The 17,058-nt window shown below is 56.7% G+C and carries 18 protein-coding genes; 7 read left to right on the top strand and 11 right to left on the bottom strand.

All coding sequences use genetic code 11. The annotated features are described in order from the left end of the window. Window positions 1-11: 11 nt before the first annotated feature. Both ACFQUU_RS11370 and ACFQUU_RS11365 read right to left on the bottom strand, forming a co-directional pair. Window positions 12-839 (bottom strand): DUF4198 domain-containing protein, encoded by an 828-nt coding sequence (locus ACFQUU_RS11370; RefSeq protein ID WP_382247087.1) that lies wholly within the window; start codon window positions 837-839, stop codon window positions 12-14. 133 nt (window positions 840-972) lie between these two features. Further along, complete coding sequence (locus ACFQUU_RS11365) at window positions 973-1,671, bottom strand: methyltransferase domain-containing protein (RefSeq protein WP_382247084.1); 699 nt, start codon at window positions 1,669-1,671, stop codon at window positions 973-975. Between the two features lie 279 nt (window positions 1,672-1,950). On the opposite strand from ACFQUU_RS11365, the gene ACFQUU_RS11360 reads away from it, so the two are divergent. Further along, window positions 1,951-2,280, top strand: a complete 330-nt coding sequence (locus tag ACFQUU_RS11360; RefSeq protein WP_382247081.1) for a hypothetical protein — start codon at window positions 1,951-1,953, stop codon at window positions 2,278-2,280. Between the two features lie 232 nt (window positions 2,281-2,512). Beyond that, window positions 2,513-3,214, top strand: a complete 702-nt coding sequence (locus ACFQUU_RS11355) for a substrate-binding periplasmic protein (protein ID WP_382247078.1) — start codon at window positions 2,513-2,515, stop codon at window positions 3,212-3,214. Window positions 3,215-3,368: 154 nt separating this feature from the next. Here the strand turns inward: ACFQUU_RS11355 and ACFQUU_RS11350 are convergent, their stop codons facing one another. Next, window positions 3,369-3,917, bottom strand: coding sequence for a superoxide dismutase family protein (locus ACFQUU_RS11350; protein WP_382247076.1), 549 nt, complete (start codon window positions 3,915-3,917; stop codon window positions 3,369-3,371). Between the two features lie 630 nt (window positions 3,918-4,547). Between ACFQUU_RS11350 and ACFQUU_RS11345 the strand changes: the two genes are divergently transcribed. Then, entirely contained in the window at window positions 4,548-5,132 is a 585-nt protein-coding gene (locus ACFQUU_RS11345; protein WP_382247073.1) for a molybdopterin-dependent oxidoreductase, read from the top strand. Window positions 5,133-5,183: 51 nt separating this feature from the next. Here the strand turns inward: ACFQUU_RS11345 and ACFQUU_RS11340 are convergent, their stop codons facing one another. The 8 genes from ACFQUU_RS11340 to ACFQUU_RS11305 all read right to left on the bottom strand — a co-directional run bounded on the left by ACFQUU_RS11340 (window position 5,184) and on the right by ACFQUU_RS11305 (window position 13,872). Beyond that, entirely contained in the window at window positions 5,184-6,353 is a 1,170-nt protein-coding gene (locus ACFQUU_RS11340) for a zinc-dependent alcohol dehydrogenase (RefSeq protein WP_382247070.1), read from the bottom strand. Then, a complete protein-coding gene (locus ACFQUU_RS11335) occupies window positions 6,350-7,417 on the bottom strand; it encodes an SRPBCC family protein (RefSeq protein ID WP_382247067.1) in 1,068 nt (355 codons plus the stop codon). Before ACFQUU_RS11335 ends, ACFQUU_RS11340 begins: the two co-directional genes overlap by 4 nt. 312 nt (window positions 7,418-7,729) lie before the next feature. Continuing rightward, complete coding sequence (locus ACFQUU_RS11330; protein ID WP_382247064.1) at window positions 7,730-8,287, bottom strand: hypothetical protein; 558 nt, start codon at window positions 8,285-8,287, stop codon at window positions 7,730-7,732. 182 nt (window positions 8,288-8,469) lie between these two features. After that, the gene (locus ACFQUU_RS11325; protein ID WP_382247062.1) at window positions 8,470-8,772 is read right to left on the bottom strand and encodes an antibiotic biosynthesis monooxygenase family protein; all 303 of its coding nucleotides are present in this window, start codon (window positions 8,770-8,772) and stop codon (window positions 8,470-8,472) included. 151 nt (window positions 8,773-8,923) lie between these two features. Beyond that, the gene (locus tag ACFQUU_RS11320; RefSeq protein WP_382247059.1) at window positions 8,924-10,093 is read right to left on the bottom strand and encodes a DNA topoisomerase IB; all 1,170 of its coding nucleotides are present in this window, start codon (window positions 10,091-10,093) and stop codon (window positions 8,924-8,926) included. A 106-nt stretch (window positions 10,094-10,199) separates the two neighbouring features. Next, on the bottom strand, window positions 10,200-10,799 hold the full coding sequence (locus ACFQUU_RS11315) for a DUF924 family protein (RefSeq protein WP_382247056.1): 600 nt from the start codon (window positions 10,797-10,799) through the stop codon (window positions 10,200-10,202). A gap of 140 nt (window positions 10,800-10,939) precedes the next feature. Next, window positions 10,940-12,100, bottom strand: a complete 1,161-nt coding sequence (locus ACFQUU_RS11310; RefSeq protein WP_382247053.1) for a histidine kinase — start codon at window positions 12,098-12,100, stop codon at window positions 10,940-10,942. A 647-nt stretch (window positions 12,101-12,747) separates the two neighbouring features. Further along, a complete protein-coding gene (locus ACFQUU_RS11305) occupies window positions 12,748-13,872 on the bottom strand; it encodes a branched-chain amino acid ABC transporter substrate-binding protein (protein ID WP_382247050.1) in 1,125 nt (374 codons plus the stop codon). Window positions 13,873-14,096: 224 nt separating this feature from the next. Here ACFQUU_RS11305 and ACFQUU_RS11300 point away from each other — a divergent pair, with 224 nt between their 5' ends. The 4 genes from ACFQUU_RS11300 to ACFQUU_RS11285 all read left to right on the top strand — a co-directional run bounded on the left by ACFQUU_RS11300 (window position 14,097) and on the right by ACFQUU_RS11285 (window position 17,043). After that, complete coding sequence (locus ACFQUU_RS11300; RefSeq protein ID WP_382247047.1) at window positions 14,097-14,456, top strand: cupin domain-containing protein; 360 nt, start codon at window positions 14,097-14,099, stop codon at window positions 14,454-14,456. Between the two features lie 185 nt (window positions 14,457-14,641). Then, entirely contained in the window at window positions 14,642-15,544 is a 903-nt protein-coding gene (locus ACFQUU_RS11295) for an ion transporter (protein WP_382247044.1), read from the top strand. After that, window positions 15,541-15,735 carry a hypothetical protein gene (locus tag ACFQUU_RS11290; RefSeq protein WP_382247041.1) on the top strand — a complete coding sequence of 65 codons (195 nt, stop codon included), beginning with the start codon at window positions 15,541-15,543 and terminating at the stop codon, window positions 15,733-15,735. Before ACFQUU_RS11295 ends, ACFQUU_RS11290 begins: the two co-directional genes overlap by 4 nt. Window positions 15,736-15,771: 36 nt before the next feature. Beyond that, window positions 15,772-17,043, top strand: coding sequence for an amidohydrolase family protein (locus ACFQUU_RS11285; protein ID WP_382247039.1), 1,272 nt, complete (start codon window positions 15,772-15,774; stop codon window positions 17,041-17,043). Window positions 17,044-17,058 lie beyond the last annotated feature (15 nt).

Raw genomic sequence — 17,058 nt, 5'->3', positions numbered from 1 at the left:
GGTGAATGCGTCTATCGGCCGCTTTTTCTTCCAGCCAGTTCGAACGTCAGGTTTCCCCAGAAGCTATCCCAGTCTACATCCGGCGCATCGACAGCCGGCACCATATGCACCACGCTGATCATCCAGGGTCCCGCATAAGGCAGGTTGAAATTGACCTTGCCGTCAGCCCGGGTGCGTGCACGAATCGTGATGGTTTGCCCTTCGCGTTTATGCCACGCCTTGACCAGGGCGTTTGACAATGGCTTGCTGTCAAAAAACAGCGTGAAGCTCAGGTTGTCGCCTGCCGATTTGGCCAGCGGATCCGAAGTTGGCACGATTTCCAGGCGTTGCCCTGTCAGCGCCGCATAACTGCCATCGGACTTGCCGCCGACACGTAACAAGGTTTTGACGTTACGCCGGTAGCGTTCGCGTCCGGGCGCAGTGGCGTTGCCTGCTTCTTCGCGCTGACGAATGATGTGGTCCAGTCCCTCGTCATGCAGATAGGCGTGAAATTTATCTGGCGAGAGCGCAATCTGGTTGGGATTGCTGTCGTAGGCCAGCATGTAAGTGCCGGAATTCGGGAAGGACATCTGCAAATCCGGTAGCGCCGTTTCGGTCAGCAATTGCCTCTGCAGATCACGCGGATTGCCTTTTGAATAGAGCAGCAGCGCAGCTGTCTGTCTTGACGCGATAGGCAACAGGTCGCCATGGAAATACTCTCCGACATGCAAGGTAATCGACGTGGGTGCACCAACGGCCGGAGAAAACGGCTTTGCCATCATCCAGAATTCATGTGCGGCGGCGGGCAAGCTGGCGAGCAATGCAAGAACAGCGCATGCAGCGCCCAGGCGTTTTATCATTTCGGATTCAGTGTCGGTTAGCGATGGACATGAAGAACGGCTAAAACAGTAAGCACGCGAGGCAACGCTGCCCCCGTTAATCGTTAATCAATTGTACGAGCGCGCCCCTTATTCGGATTCATGCCATACCGCCTCATTTGACTTGCGGTTTATGAATCATCAGGAAGAAATGCGCCTTGGCCCCGAACACACGTTTATGCCCGACATCGTGCTTTGGCGAACCCGGCAGCATCTCGGCGAAGCGGTACAGCGCAGGACCGTCCACCAGGTTCAGCACAGACTCTGACGCCCAGCCATGATGGCCCGTCTTGCCGAGAATTCCGCGCCATACCGGTGTTGGCAGTAAATGAATGAATGGCATGCCAGTATTGAATTCAATCGGATGCCGGCGATTGGAGGTCGACACAAATACGCCTTTACGGGCGATGCGGTACAACTCCTTTACCAATGCAAATTGCCGGGCATTATTGCCGACGTGCTCAATCACTTCATTGCACACTACCCAGTCGAATGCACCGTCGGAGAATGGCAAAAGCAGTCCCTCTTCTTTGACTAACGGCGCACCGCGCTGGACCGGGCCAGTCATGGGCGGTTCAATCTGATAGGACAAAATGCGGGAGCGTTCCTTCTGGTCGCTCCACGTACTCAGGTAATCCGGCTTCTCGAACAGCGTCGCCGGCATCATGCCCACATTGAGCGTGGTGTCGTTGGCGTTACCCTTCTTGAATTCCAGAAATGACTCGAATAGTTTGCGTCGCTGTGCTGTCAGGATTCTGTCAACGAATCCCCCGGCCGGTGCTTCGCTGTATCGCGCATGGACTGCGTTCTTCATATCTTCCTTCTCCCGAGATAAAGTGGTCCGGCAAGCAGGTTTGGCGCTGCCCCTCAAACAATAGCCGGCGCAGCGAACTGCCATGCTGGATTTTCTCCTTGCACATTATTCAATGCCGCTGCAGAACAGCGATTGTGAAAACACAAGCGCCATGTCTTCGCAAGCTCGTCCATACGTTAAAAAATTTCCCAAGGGAACATTTCCGCATAACACCAGTCTATTGCCCATCAATGGCAGAACAACGCCTTGACATTGGATGGATGCATTTATCAGGAAACCATGGAACAAGTGTTAAGCGTTTTGTATGGTGTCTCCGGCCTCGCCGCGACGGCTCTGTATATCCCACAGATTTTGCGCTATCACCGCGATCCACTCATGCGCCATTCGATTTCTCTATTGACCTGGGGTGGGTGGATAGGCGTTACCCTGGTCACGATCCTGTATGCCATTTATGTCGTAAAAAGCCCATTATTTGCCCTGGTCGCCGGCATTAACGCGCTTGCGCAGCTCACCGTACTGGCATATGGCATAACAGCACGCATGTCTGGAACGCTGCACGAACACCAGGTCGGACAACCGCTGCAAACGGTAGACTCAAGCTTTTCCTGAAGCTTGGAAAGGGACCTCAGCAAGGTCTTGATATCGAGCAGCTTTATTTTCTTTCCCAATCTATAATCGGCTTTCGGCCATGTCGGGATTGGTTACACTGCAGAATGGTCTCCGCACGGCGTTATACCTTATGTTTTCTACACGCAGCCCTACCTTAATAGGCAATTCGCAGCGGCGAAGGCACGCACTATCCCTGCTTCTGGCGCTAGTGCTTGTCCCTGCCAGGCAAGGCATGGCCGACACCGGTGCGCCGCTCATTGAGGTGCAGATTGGAGTCGGACTTGCCAAGCCGCCCTATATCATGGGCGCCGGCGCAGGCGGTCTTGAATACGAAATTGCAGAGAAAGCACTGGAAGCCGGCGGCTACCGGATGGTTGCCCAACATTTGCCGCCAGCCCGCGCCCTCGCGTTGCTGCGCGCACGTCACCTCGATGGCATGCTGAGTATCACGGAAGGCATTGGTGGCGATGAATACATTTCCGACCCCTACCTGCATTATCAGAATTTTGCGATTACTCTAACCAGCCGGCAGATCCGGCTGCGCGGGATGGATGACTTACGCCTGTATTCGGTTGCTGCGTTCCAGAATGCCAGCATGGTTCTCGGCGACGCCTACAAAGACGCCGTCACCGGGCACCCAGCGTACAAGGAATATCCGCAGCAGCTGACCCAGAACAAGCTGCTGTTTACTGGGCGGGCCGACGTTGTTGTGACGGATCGCCTAGTTTTCCGATATCTGTCGCAGCAGATCGAATCGCCCATCGATTCGGTGCAAGCGTTGACTTTCCATCCCCTGTTCCCTCCAAGCCCTAGGATGGCGGCGTTCCGTAACATTGCGGTTCGTAATGGATTCAATACCGGGCTCAGGACGATTCGACAAAACGGCACCTATGGCACGATTCTCAAAAAATACCAGGAATTCCTTCAGCCCTGAGCAGCGGTTTCCTGTTATTCGTCCTTAGTGCACTGCACAGGGCATGAAAGCGAATGCAAGTACACGCGGCTTAAGAAACGTCAAATTCAGGAGTCGCGACCTGGCTTATTGAATGACCATGCCCGGCACCGTTTATACCAATCCCAAGCTGTAGTTACTTTAAAGTGATCACACCGCAAGCGACGCGCTTGCCGGAATTACCGGTAGGCTGGGTCTTCATATCATCCGGGTCGGCATGGACGATCAGCGCCTTGCCAACAATGCTGTTCGGCGCGTTTTTGGCAAGACTGAAGTCGCTCAAGGGGACTGCCAATTGCATTACTGCGTTGCCGGTTGCATTCGCGTTCAGGTTACCAAGGTCACCCGCGTGATGTTCCGAATGCGCCGGATCACCATGCGGTTTCGAGGAAGGATTGAAGTGGCCGCCGGCACTTGTTGCGTCAGGTGCGCTGCAGTCTCCCTTTTCATGGATATGGAAGCCATGCAGTCCCGGCGGTAAGCCATCGATGCGCGCATCGACGAGGATCTTGTCACCTTTCTGCACAAAACTGACGGCGCCGTTCGCCTTGTTGCCTTGAGTCGGGTTGAGCTGCGACACGGCGATGGGCGTGGGCGTTCCGCCACCATCGCTGGACTTACCGGACATACCGGCGCAGCCGGTGAGAACGACGCTGCCGAGCAGCACGCTGGAAATGATGCGCATACGAGACCTCCTTCTATTGAATGCTTTTGATTGACACGATTAAAACGTCTCCACGATTACACCAATTCTGACCCGTAACAGCACGAATGAACTCGGCGGGGGTTTCTGACCGACACGGCACAGGAGAAACGCATAATCTTGCTATCGACATGATGAGTGCAGTGTGGCCAGTCGGAAAAAGCCGCAGTTTTATGTTGTGTTGTGAATCGGGTTGGCAGCACATATTCTCATGCAACGTAACTTTTTAACAATAGGAACAGACTGTGTTTGAGCTTGCCCAAATGCACAAGGAGTGGATGCCCGCGTCAACCGATGGCACTAATACCAATCCCAACCTATAACGTGACAAATGAGATCGATGGATTTTTTTGACTGGCAAGGCGTAGGAGGAGTCAATAGCGGGCTATTGACGACGAGTGCAACGCAGGCAGGCGGAAAAAGACGCGATGTCATGGTGCGTTATGGGTTGGGATTGGTATAAGTGCCCCCTGTCAGTGTCCTGCCAGCATGACGATAGGAAGGCGCCTCAACAAAGACAATGGCTTACGGTAGAAGGACTAATGCGATAAAGGGTATTTTGATAGGTCCTCTACGTTAAAATCGTTCGCTCCATTCACCCAGGGAGAACACTTGAACAAGCGCGAATTCATCCGTGCCGGACTGGCCGCCGGAACCCTACTACCCGCCGTGGCCAACGCCAAAACCGGCAGCACGACGCGCCCAGGGCCGGCATTGCTTACCATTACCGGCGCAATCGGTGCCGGCAACCGCGGACCGCTGGACCCCGCGCTCGATCAGATGATGAAGAAGCAGGGCGTAAAATTCGACAAGGCGCACACTTTTGATTTCGCCGCGCTGGCGGCAATGCCCGCCGTCGCCATTCGTCCGACCCTGGAATATGACAGCAAGCCGCATGCATTGCGCGGCCCGCTGTTACTAGACGTGGTAAAGGCGGCAGGCGCCCGCCCGCAGGACAATGCGAAATTGCTGCTGCGTGCCGTAGACGGCTATGCGGTGGCAGTGACGGTAGCCGACCTGAAAAAACACCGCTTCATCGTCGCGACCCATCTCGACGAACGGCCAATACCATTGGGTGGACTCGGACCGCTGTGGGCAGTCTACGATGCGGATCGTTTTCCGGACATGGCGGCGCGCCCGTTAAACGAGCGCTTCGGCTGGTGCCCTTGGGGGCTCTACCACATCGAAGTGCAATAGCGCCCCGTAGCAGGATGAGCAGGCAGCCCGCCGCCTCGGTGAAGCCTTAGGCTAAGGCTTCAATACGATCTTGATACATTCATCCTGCTTGTTGCAGAAGATATCGAAGCCGTGCGGCGCTTCGTCGAGCGACATGCGGTGCGTAATGACAACCGTCGGATCGATTTCTCCTTTCTGGATACGCTCGAGCAACGGCTTCATGTAACGCTGCACATGCGTCTGGCCGGTACGGATGGTCAGCGACCGGTTCATCACCGAGCCGAAGGGGATCTTGTCGAGGAAGCCGCCGTATACGCCGGGAATCGACACTACGCCACCATTCCGGCACGCCATCAGTGCCTGGCGCAGGGCAATCGGACGATCGGTTTCCACGCTCATCGCCTGCTTGACGCGGTCGTAGGCACCCATCAACCCCATACCATGCGCCTCCATGCCAACCGCGTCGATACAGGCATCCGGCCCGCGGCCGCCGGTCATTTCCTTCAATGCGGCCGATACATCGACTTCTTCGTAATCAAGGGTGATCGCTTTCGACTTTTCACGCGCCATGCGCAGGCGCTCCGGGAAACGGTCAATCGCAATCACACGCTCGGCGCCAAGCAGATAGGCGCTCTGGATCGCGAACTGGCCGACCGGGCCGCATCCCCACACCGCGACCACGGAACCGGGCCGTATATCGCAGGCTTCAGCCGCCATGTAACCGGTCGGCAGAATATCGGACAGGAACAGTACCTGTTCGTCGGTCATGCCGTCCGGGATCTTGATCGGTCCGACGTCGGCATAAGGCACGCGCGCATATTCAGCCTGACCGCCCGCATAACCGCCGGTCAGGTGCGAATAACCGAAAATACCGGCCGGTGAATGGCCCCACATCTTTTCCGCCATCGCGGCATTGGGATTGGAGTTTTCGCAGACCGAATACAGCTTTTCCTCGCAAAAGAAGCAATTGCCGCAAGCAATGGGGAAAGGCACCACTACCCGATCGCCGATCTTCAGGTTTTTCACGTCCTTGCCAAGCTCGACAATCTCACCCATGAATTCATGGCCGATGATGTCGCCCTTCTCCATGGTCGGCACAAAGCCGTTGTACAGATGCAGGTCGGAGCCGCAGATCGCGGTCGACGTGATCTTCACAATGGCGTCGCGTGGATTAAGTATTTCGGGATCAGGCACATTGTCGATCCGCACATCCTGTTTGCCATGCCAGACATTTGCTCTCATCCTGGTGTTCCTTTCCTGAACAGTGTGCGGTTCCATGCGCCGCGCGGACCGGAAGGCTGGCCCACGGTAGTCGGAATCTCGCCGGTTTCGATGAGCCACTTGAAGCGGCGCAGGTCTTCGTCAATCTGTTGTGACGGCTCTTCACCGAACATGCCGGCGATGAGCGCACCGGCAACACCGGCCGGCGGACTGTATTGCATGACGACGCGCACAATGGTGCCGCGCCCGCCTGGCGCAGACTCGAAGCGTACGCTGCCGGCATTGTCGACATCGGCACCCTCGACCGAGCGCCATGCCAGTAGTCGACCCGGCTGATCCTCGGTGAGCTCTGCATCCCATTCCACGGTCATGCCCAGTGGCCCTGTTGCTTTCCAGTGCATGCGGTTTTCACCGGTCAGCTGCACGGATTCGATGTGCTTCATGAAGCGGGGAAACGCTTCGAAGTCATGCCAGAAGCGATAGCATTCCTCCGGCGACTTGTTGATGGTGACGGATTTTTCGACATTCACCGCGCCGCTGATAGTCGGTCCCTGTCCCATGAGTTTGCGTTGCTGATTGTCCATGCTCGACAGCAGGTCAAGTGCGGCAATCCCCGCAACGGCCGCACCGGCAATCGCAAGCCTGCGGCGCTGGGTACCGGGAGAGCGGGCTGCGGCACCCAGCATGGCGAGGTCCATCGCATCGCCGGCAACCCGGCTCCAGAGCCAGTTTGCAGGACGCCGCTGACTCAGGATGCCAACACCGGCGGTCAGCTCGCGCGCACCGATTGCGCGCATCAGTGTCGGACTCTCTGCCACGCCGATGGCACGCGAAACCTGGCGCGGCGCAAGCAGTTGTGCAAGACCGAGGCCGATGCTGAACCATCCCAATGCCTTGGCCAGCTGTTCGGCGCGTCCGGCATTGGGTGCCCGATACTGGGCGTCATAAGATGATGCGTACTGGGGGTTTGAACTGCTAAGAAAATCGTTGGCGCTCGGCAGATGATGCCCGCTCGCTGCCGGCCCGATGGGGGCCGGTCGTGCTGCCTGATCCTGCATGATGTATTCCTCCGTGGCGCTGGTCATCCGCCCGCACCTTGCTGGCTGAATGAACCACATGAATTGCGGAGCCGGCATGCAAACGCATCTTGCGGCCGGGCATGACATTTCAACAACTAAAGAGTTAGTTAGTCAGGCAATGATTCGGGGGAGTTCCCTGCAGTGGCGAGACGGGGATTGGTATTAGAACCCGTTCGCCCCGACTGGCTTGGAAAGAGGAAATAGCATCGCGCTTGCGATACCAGTCAGGAAATACATCCGTATGGAATAGAGGGAAAACGATACAGCGCGCGGCTGGCAGCTGCACTCAGGCGGGCAATCGCACAGCGTATCGGGAAATCAGGGATTGCCCTGTTGTTCGTTTTTGTCGCGCCCAAGCGTGGAGACTTGTTCGAAGGTTTCCCAGTCCAGCTCGGTGACTTCGGGCTTGGGAATGTGTCGGTAATGTTCGAGACCTTCGTTGATGTAATCGTCAGGACTTTGTTCGGCCTTGCCAGTGTCAGGTGACGCATCGGCTGCTTTATCGCCCGTCTCGGATGGCGCGGTTTCCTTGATCGGGAAGCGCCAGTAAACCTTTTCAAGCTGCAAGCCGCAGTTCTTGCGCACATGTTCGCGCAGGGTCATTTCGATAATGTGTGACAGCCGGAATCGCTTCATCGGCTCGGATTCGACAACGGCGGTAAAGGCATTGCGTCCTGCCAGGCGGGTACTGTCGCAGGCAACCTGGACACCGCTGCGACGGAAGTAATCGATGATCGTTGCGTTGATGGAGGTGATGTCACGCTGCGTACTGCGCAGCTTGGCCTTGGCCGAGACGGCATATGCGACGATGCCGATGACGAGCGCGGCAAGCAGCGCGATCAGCGTCAGGGTAATTACGTCAGCATTGAATGGCATTCTTGTTCAACCTCTGTGGCAATGGAGATTGTCCTGTCCCCCTGCATGCTTGCTGGTTCGCGGACTGCATTCGGATCATATCATTGCGCGCGGCAGAATGAATTGAATTGATGCAAAGCGGGCGGCCGATAATGGCCGCCTGTAGGACGAATTCCAACAACAATGCCAGCGCCCGGATGGCTTCAGGCGGACTTTGTCAGCAGAGTGAAATGCTCTACCGCCGGCGGCGCAGCGAAGTAGGGGCCAACGATCGCCCGCCACTCCTGGAATGCCGGCGACTGGCGGAAGTCGACCGTATGGTTTTCCAGCGTCTCCCAGAAAATCATCAGCACGTAGCGGTCGGGCGATTCAATGCCCTTGTTGACCTTGTAACCCTGAAAGCCTTTGGCCCTGGAAATGACTTGTTCCACACCACGCTGGATGGCGGCGTCGAATTCAGCCTGCTTGCCGGGTTGGATGCGGATGTCTGCGAGTTCGAGAATCATGTTGTTCCTTGCGGTGATTGGTTCGGTTTGGAATTATTACATCTTATGTTGCCTTGGGTTCGCCACTGCCGTACCCGAGGGAAAAATCCTGGACAAGTGGATGTTTTACCGGACCTGAACCGCCAGCGCTGCCGCAGGAGCGCAACACCGCTTACCTCGAAGCCCTTGCAACTGAAGGTGCTGCTTTAACACTACGTTTGCGCGGTGCAGTCTTGCGCGCTTTGACCGTTTTTTCCTTGGCTGTACTCGAAGATGGCATGCTCAGACGCTGTTGCAGCAAGGCCACCACGGCGGCCTCCTCAGGTCCGAGCGCATGGAGGTCAGTTTTTAACTCATCCCGTGCCCGCTGTTGCAAGGCATGCAGCATGGTGCCGTCAAGATAGGATTCAATCACCGCCGGATGCACATAGCATTTGCGGCAGATGCTGGGTGTATTGCCGAGTTTTTCGGCGACCGATTCGATGGCGCGCACGACATTCTTCTTGGCCTGCGCTTCCGAATCGAACTTTTCGTATTCCTGCAGTGCCAGGGCAGCGAGCACGGTTCCGGACCAGGTACGAAAATCCTTGGCTGTGTAGTCTTCGCCGGTGATGCTGCGCAGGTAATCGTTGACGTCGCTCGATCCGATCGTACGCTGCTCGCCATCATCATCGACGTACTGAAACAGATCTTGCCCCGGCAAGTCCCGCGTCTTTCGGATAATGCGCGCCAGTCGCGGATCATCCACCTTAATCGTATGGTTGACGCCACTTTTGCCACGGAACCGGAATTCGACTTCCGAGCCGTCGATACGGACATGGCGGTCACGCAGCGTGGTCAGGCCGAATGACTTGTTCTGCCGTGCGTATTCCTCATTGCCAATCCGCATCATGGTGGCCTGCAGCAGGTAGACGATGGTAGCCAGCACTTTTTCCCGCGGCAGTCCGGGGAGCTTCAATGCCTTGTCGACTTCCTTGCGAATGCCCGGCAAAGCCTGCCCGAAGCTGATCATGCGTTCGTACTTGGCCTCATCGCGTACGCTGCGCCAGCGCGGATGATAACGGTACTGCTTGCGCTTCTTGGCGTCCCGGCCGGTTGCCTGCAGATGCCCGTTGTCCCATGGACAGATCCAGACATCGGTCCACGCCGGCGGTATTGCCAGCGATTTAATACGTGCAAGTGTCACTTCATTAGCGACCGCTTTGCCGTCTGCGTCGATATAGCGAAACCCTTCACCATGCGGACAGCGCGTAATGCCGGGAATATTATCTGCGACATAGCGAAGACCGATCTGCTTGGCAACCGAGGGGATATCTTGAACCGGAGGAGAGGCTGTCGTCATGAGCTTGCTGGCAGGAGAGGCGAGCTCTCACTTTACCGTTACAGCTTTTGCCTGCCGTGAGCGAAGTCAACTAGTGCTAGGCAACATCCCTTCAGAAACACGCCTTTCAGAAACGTGAACCTTTTTCCTGAAGAAAAGCCAGTTCTTCCGGCGTAGAGGTACGGCCCAGTATGTCATTTCGATGTGGGAAACGGCCAAAGCGGCGAATGACTTCACGATGGCGAAGCGCAAAATCATGGAAGCCGGCGAAAGTGTCGCGGTGTGGTGGCGGCGCCTTGGCGAGCAGTTCGGCAAACAGCTCGACTGCATGATCCTGGTCGTCGAGCGACTCGGAATGCTCAAGCGGAAGAAAAAAGAAGACCTGCTCAATCGGCCTCAGTGTTGCATAAAGACCGTCGCCCAATCCTTGTTTGCACCAGGCCAGCGCGAGCGCATCGAAGGCAAACGAGCGCGGCGTCTCACGGTACATGTTGCGTGGAAACTGGTCAGTGAGCAGGATCAGCGCAAGCAGGCCTGCCGACGTGTCGGCCCAGTCATCGAGAGCATGCGACGCAGCCTTATCCGTCAATGTGGCGAAGCGCTCGCGCATGGCAAGGTCGACGGCGGCATTCTTGCTCCACCACAGTTTTGCCTGTCCATCGGCGACTGCCTTGTCGTCAGCCTCGGAACCGAACCAGAAATCAAGAATGGTGGCAACATTTTCCATACAGGGGCTTTCGTTGGATAGGGTAGCCAATGATAGCGGAGCGAAGCCAGGCGTGCCGGCAGGATCAGGGCCACTGAAACCCGCACTCATTTCGGCGCAGCCGGCGACCGGCTTCGCGCCATGTCGCTTGCGCTAGCCCTCTATACGTCCAGCGATGCAGTGACGCGTTTGTCGATCTCGGGCGAAGGCGCTGTGCCCAAGGGGATGCTGATGCGCAGTACCGTCCCATTCCCCGGCATGCTTTCGATATGCAATTCGCCACCGAGAATCGTAATGCGCTCTTCAATGCCGACCAAACCAAAGCGGTGCGCCTTGCGGCGATCCCCGGGGTACATGCCGACTCCATTGTCCCTGATGGCCATGGTCAACAGGCGCTGGTCGACGCGCAACTCGATACTCACAAAGGTGGCGCGTGCATGCCTGCCGATATTATTGAGAGATTCCTGCAGTATCCGAAAAGCGGCGGTAGCGTGTGCATCCGGCACCGAGTCCGTTGCTCCGTCATCGGTCATCAGCAATTCACACGGTATGTGGTTGCGTGTCTCGAACTGCCTGACTTGCCATTCGATGGCCGCCTGCAAGCCGAGGTCGAGCACAGATGGCCTGAGGTTGTTCATGATGCTGCGAATCGATTTCATCGTCATGTCGATGTATTCCAGCGCGGTCGATGCGCGCTCCTTGAGGGCCGGATGACGGCTGCCGGCGCGTTCATGCAGGCTGGCGACGTCAAGACGCAAGGCCAGCAGGTTTTGCCCGAGTTCGTCATGGATTTCGCGGGCAATGCGCTTGCGTTCATCCTCGCGGATACGTTCCTGGTAAGCGGCGAGTTCGCGTAACGTCGCTTGCGAATCGCGCAGGGCTGCCTCGGCCTTCTTGCGCTCGTCGACTTCATGTTCGAGCCGGGTAATGACTTCTCGCAATTGACTCTGTGCGGGCAATCTCGCAGCCTTGGGAATCACCGGCAACATCAGCAATGCGGTGACGATGGCGATGATGGCGGTCGCGGCGTTGAGCAAAGCAGCCAGCCAATACTCTGCTCGCCAGTGCGTGAGGATGGAAGCGAAATGCGTGCTGCCGGCGAGGAAAATGAAAAGTGAAAACATGCCGAACATCCAGCGGAACTGGGTGTGCGGTCGCTTGCGGAGGAAGTAGAGTAGAGAAATCGAGATCAGGTAATACGCGAAGCCGATGGTCGCGTCCGGGACCAGGTAGGTCCAGAGCAGGTCACCATTCCAGAGAAAGCCTTCCCCAAGCGGCCGGAAGCCGCCTTCTGAAAACCATTGGGCAAAAACGTTCGACACCCTTGTCTCCCTCTCGCTATACAGACATGGCCGGTCCACAACACCGATCAATAATGCCTGAGTGACGCCAGACATGCATGTCTGGCAACAGAGGATTTCCTCTAGATCAGCGTTGCTCTACCGTTGCTGCGGCCGCAGCGGCAGCGGGTATGGGGCGTCGCCAAGCCACCTTTTGTTTATAAGAATCAGTGTAGCAGGAGGAAGGGCCAGATTTCCATATTGCTAATTTTCAACATGTTGGAGGCCCCAGTATCGTTTCCTGCAAGCATATCCACGGCCCATCCATCGACAGTCACGGCATTTCGCCGGCATTCCCTGACCGTCATATCATCATCAGCCTGAGTGTCGCGCGATACGAACGGGATGAATCTCCCGCCGACTTTTTAGTCTTGCCGATTACGCGCTGTACAGGGCTGAGACCAACGGCTGCAACCGTTTACAGGTTGCGCTGATTACAGAGCCACTCGGGCGTCGAATGTCGATGCCGGTAAAGAGACGATCTAATGTGACGTCCCAGATTGGAATCGGTATAAGGCGGAAGTCAGAGGAAGTGTGAAAGCGGTGCACAGAAATAAAAAAAGCGGCGCCGGTGCGCCGCTTCTTATTTTCGCAACTGACAGGAAATTACCAACCCAATCAATAGCTGATCAATAGCTGGTCAGCGGTACTGGCTGCTGGTTCTTGAAGGTGAACACAGTCACTGGAGATTGCTTCATGTTGCCTTTTTCATCGAACGAGTAAGTACCGGCGACGCCCTTGAAGGAACCCTTACGGATTTCGGCGTTGACCTTGACCGGATCGACAGAGCCGGACTTCTTCATTGCGTCGGCGAACATCATCATGCCGTCATAGAAGGATGCAGCGTAGACGTCCGGGTCCTGGTTGAAGCGCTTCTTGTACTTGGCCTTGAATTCCGGGCCGGAAGCTGCCTTGTCGAGGATTGCGCCGCCCTGTGCGCAGAGGACGTTTTCGCCGACTGCATCACCGCCCAGCTTACCCATTTCAGCTGCACAGATGGTATCGCCACCGAGCAGTTTGGCGTTCAGGCCGAGCTGCTTCATCTGACGTGCCATCGGGCCACCCTGCGGTGCATAGCCGCCGAGGAAGACCGCTTCGACCTTCTTCGACTTCAGGTTGGTCAGGATCGCGGTGAAGTCCGATGCCTTGTCGTTGGTGAACTCGTGACCCAGCACGTTCATGCCAGAAGCCTTGGCCTGTTTCTTGAACTCTTCGGCGACGCCCTGGCCGTATGCGGTACGGTCATCGATCACGGCGACGTTCTTCAGTTTCAGTTCCTTGGCAGCATACAGCGCCATCTTGGAGCCGAGCTGGGTATCGCTGGCGTTGATACGGTACAGGGTCTTGTAACCCTGTTCGGTGATCTTTGGATTGGAGCCCACTGTAGCGACAATTACGCCAGCATCGTTATAGACGCGCGATGCGGGAATGGCGACACCGGAGTTGTACGGACCGACAACGAACTTGACGCCGCTGTCGACCAGCTTCTGCGCGACGTTGACGCCAGCCTTCGGATCACCCTGGTCGTCTTCGCTAACCAGTTCAAACTTGATCTTCTTGCCAGCGACGGTGATCGGATTGGCGTTCAGTTCTTCCACGGCAAGACGGGCGCCGTTTTCATTGTCCTTGCCCGCGAACGACTGGGAACCGGACAACGGCCCGCTGTGCCCAATCTTGACGACGGTTTCTTGTCCGTATGCCATACCCACCATGCCGGCGAGAGCGAGGCCACCAATAATCTTGTTGAGGTTCATGCGTTTTCCTTGTTGAAGTCTCTGTCGACGGCACGTCCGGTTATGTCGGCAAGCGCCAGCGTTATGAAGTGGTTAAGTTACGGATGTGGATTATGGACAAGGTTTCGGCAAATTATCTTGCGTTCTTTTGCCCGAATCCCGACATTTTTGACGATAAATTTTCCTGTAACCGGCAATTTCAAATTAAATTTGGCGTCTGACGATCAATGCGGAATAGCAAGTCCATGCACAATATGCAAAATCACGGAATCGCGAATGTTTATCAGGACATTCCCGCCGCGCTTGCCGATGAACTCATTCAAACCTTGGCCGGTGCTGGCGGGGTGCGGATTGAGCGTATCGTATCGCGCGGCCATTGTTCTTCCCCGGGATTCTGGTATGAGCAGGCAGAACACGAATGGGTGCTGCTGCTCAAAGGCGAAGCCTGCCTGCGCTTCGAACGCGATGACCGCAAGCTGTTGCTCGCCGAAGGCGACCACGTGACTATTCCGGCGGGCGAACGCCACCGCGTAGAATGGACAAGGAATGATGGTACCGACACGGTTTGGCTAGCCGTTTTTTATGCACAGGCGGCCGACAAATGATCCCCCTCGATCTGCCAGCGGCTACCAGCACCCATCCCATAACAAAAATCCCTTGCCTGAATCCTCAATGAACCGTGACCTGTCGTCCTCGCAACCACTACCGCCAGCGCCATTCGGCCCGCCGGAAGGCGGTTGGCGCCGGTAGACAGAGGTTTCAAGACTAGATTGACGTAATGGAATAACCAATGACAGTGACAAGTGTGAAGAAGTACCAGACGCAGCAGAGCTTTGAAAGCGATCCCTCTGCCTATCTTGGCAAGCCGGAGCCAGGTTTGCGCGAGCGATTATTCGTCATTATCTTCGAGGCAGACACGCGCGCCGGCAAAGTGTTCGACTTTGGCCTGATTGCTGCCATCCTGATCAGTGTGTTCGTCGTCATGCTAGATAGTATCCAGGCAATCAGTGAAAGACACGGTCTTGCACTCCACCGGATCGAGTTGATCTTCACCATCGCCTTCACTCTGGAATACATTGCGCGCTTATCCTGCGTACGCCATCCGATACGCTACGCTACCAGTTTTTTTGGCGTCATCGACCTGCTGTCGATTATTCCGACTTATGCCGCCTTATTTATACCGGAGCTGCATTCTCTGATCGATCTGCGCCTGCTGCGGCTTTTACGCATGTTCCGCCTGCTGAAGCTGACCCAATACGTCGAGGAATACACCATGCTTGTCCAGGCGCTGGTGGCCAGTCGGCGCAAGATTTTTATCTTCCTATCGGTGGTGGTCATCATTGTCATTTTCAATGGCACCTTGCTCTACGTGATTGAGGGCGGACCTGGCACAAATTTCAGCAGCATTCCGACTTCGGTATATTGGGCCATTACCACTGTTACTACAGTTGGCTATGGTGATGTCGCCCCCATAAGTTCCGCTGGTCGGGCAGTCGCTTCCTTCACAATGTTAATAGGCTGGAGCATTCTCGCTGTCCCCACGGGCATCATCACCACGGAGATGACAGTGCAAAGAGTCGGTAATCGGCTAACGACACGTACTTGCCCGGAGTGCCTCACATCGGGGCTGGATGCTGACGCCAACTACTGTAAGCGCTGCGGTACCGGCCTGCCTCCGTACCAGCAAGAGTGAATTTAATTTTGGAAGGGGCGCTCGCGGCCGGTATTGTAACTACCGAGATGACGACGCAGCGGCTCAACCTGACCGCGAGCTTGCGCCGGCGCGCACGCATCTGCGAAATCTGCGGTAGCGAAGGCCATGATGACGACGTCCGATTCTGCAAGGATTTCGGCGCGTCCATGCCTGCCGGCGGCCAGCAATAACGGACATACTGACCGACTAGAAAACAGGGAAACCGCATGGATCTGATTATTCGCGACGCCACGCTGCCCGATCGTACCCGGGCTGATATTGCCATTGTCGCAGGCCGTATTGCCGCTATCGGTACCGATCTCGCCTTGCATGCGAGGCAGGAAATCGATGCTGGCGGTGACCTGGTGACACCTCCTTTCGTCGATGCGCATTTCCATATGGACGCGACGCTCAGCTATGGGCTACCGCGTGTCAACCAGTCGGGCACGCTGCTCGAAGGGATTGCCTTGTGGGGCGAATTGAAGCCGATGCTGGCGCAGGAAGCACTGATCGAACGGGCGATGCAGTATTGCGACTGGGCGGCGGCACGCGGCCTGCTGGCAATTCGTACCCATGTCGACGTCTGTGACGATCGCCTGCTGGCGGTCGAGGCGCTGCTGGAAGTGAAGCGCCGTGTCGCGCCGTATATCGACCTGCAGCTGGTCGCGTTTCCGCAGGATGGCCTGTTGCGTAGCCCGACCGCGTTCGACAATCTCAAGCGCGCGATCGCGATGGGCGTCGATGTGGTCGGCGGCATACCGCATTTCGAACGGACCATGGCCGACGGTGCCGAATCGGTGCGGCTGCTGTGCGAATTCGCCGCCGACAAGGGCTTGCGTGTCGACATGCATTGCGACGAATCCGACGATCCGCTGTCTCGCCATATCGAAACCCTGGCCTACCATGCAAACCGGCTCGGCCTGCATGGACGCGTCGCCGGTTCTCACCTGACCTCGATGCATTCGATGGATAACTACTACGTCAGCAAGCTGCTGCCGTTGATTCGTGAAGCCGGTGTCGCCGCAATTGCCAATCCGCTCATTAACATCACGCTGCAGGGCCGTCATGACACGTATCCGAAGCGGCGCGGCATGACACGGGTGCCGGAACTGATGGCGGCCGGCATCGACGTCGCTTTCGGTCATGACTGCGTTATGGATCCCTGGTACGGGCTGGGCTCCGGCGACATGCTGGAAGTCGCGCATATGGGCTTGCATGTCGCGCAGATGACCAGTCAGGAAGGCATGCTGGCCTGCTTCAACGCGGTGACGGAAATCCCGGCCCGCATTCTCGGGCTGGAAGACTATGGCTTGCAACCCGGCTGCCATGCGGATCTGGTCATTCTTGACGCCGGCGATCCGATCGAAGCGATCCGCCTGCGGGCGGCAAGACGCTATGTGATCCGGCGCGGGCGCGTCATCAGCCAGTCACCCGCCGTACGCGCCAGCCTCGATTTGCCAGGTCGCCCCGGGACCGTGGATTTCCGGCTCGCTCGCTAAGCGGCAACGGCGCGT

The sequence above is a fragment of the Herbaspirillum sp. GCM10030257 genome (assembly GCF_042666555.1).
Taxonomy (GTDB): Bacteria; Pseudomonadota; Gammaproteobacteria; order Burkholderiales; family Burkholderiaceae_D; genus Noviherbaspirillum.
Note: the sequence above shows the minus strand (reverse complement) of the source record. Positions and strands in the feature narration are given on the sequence as shown.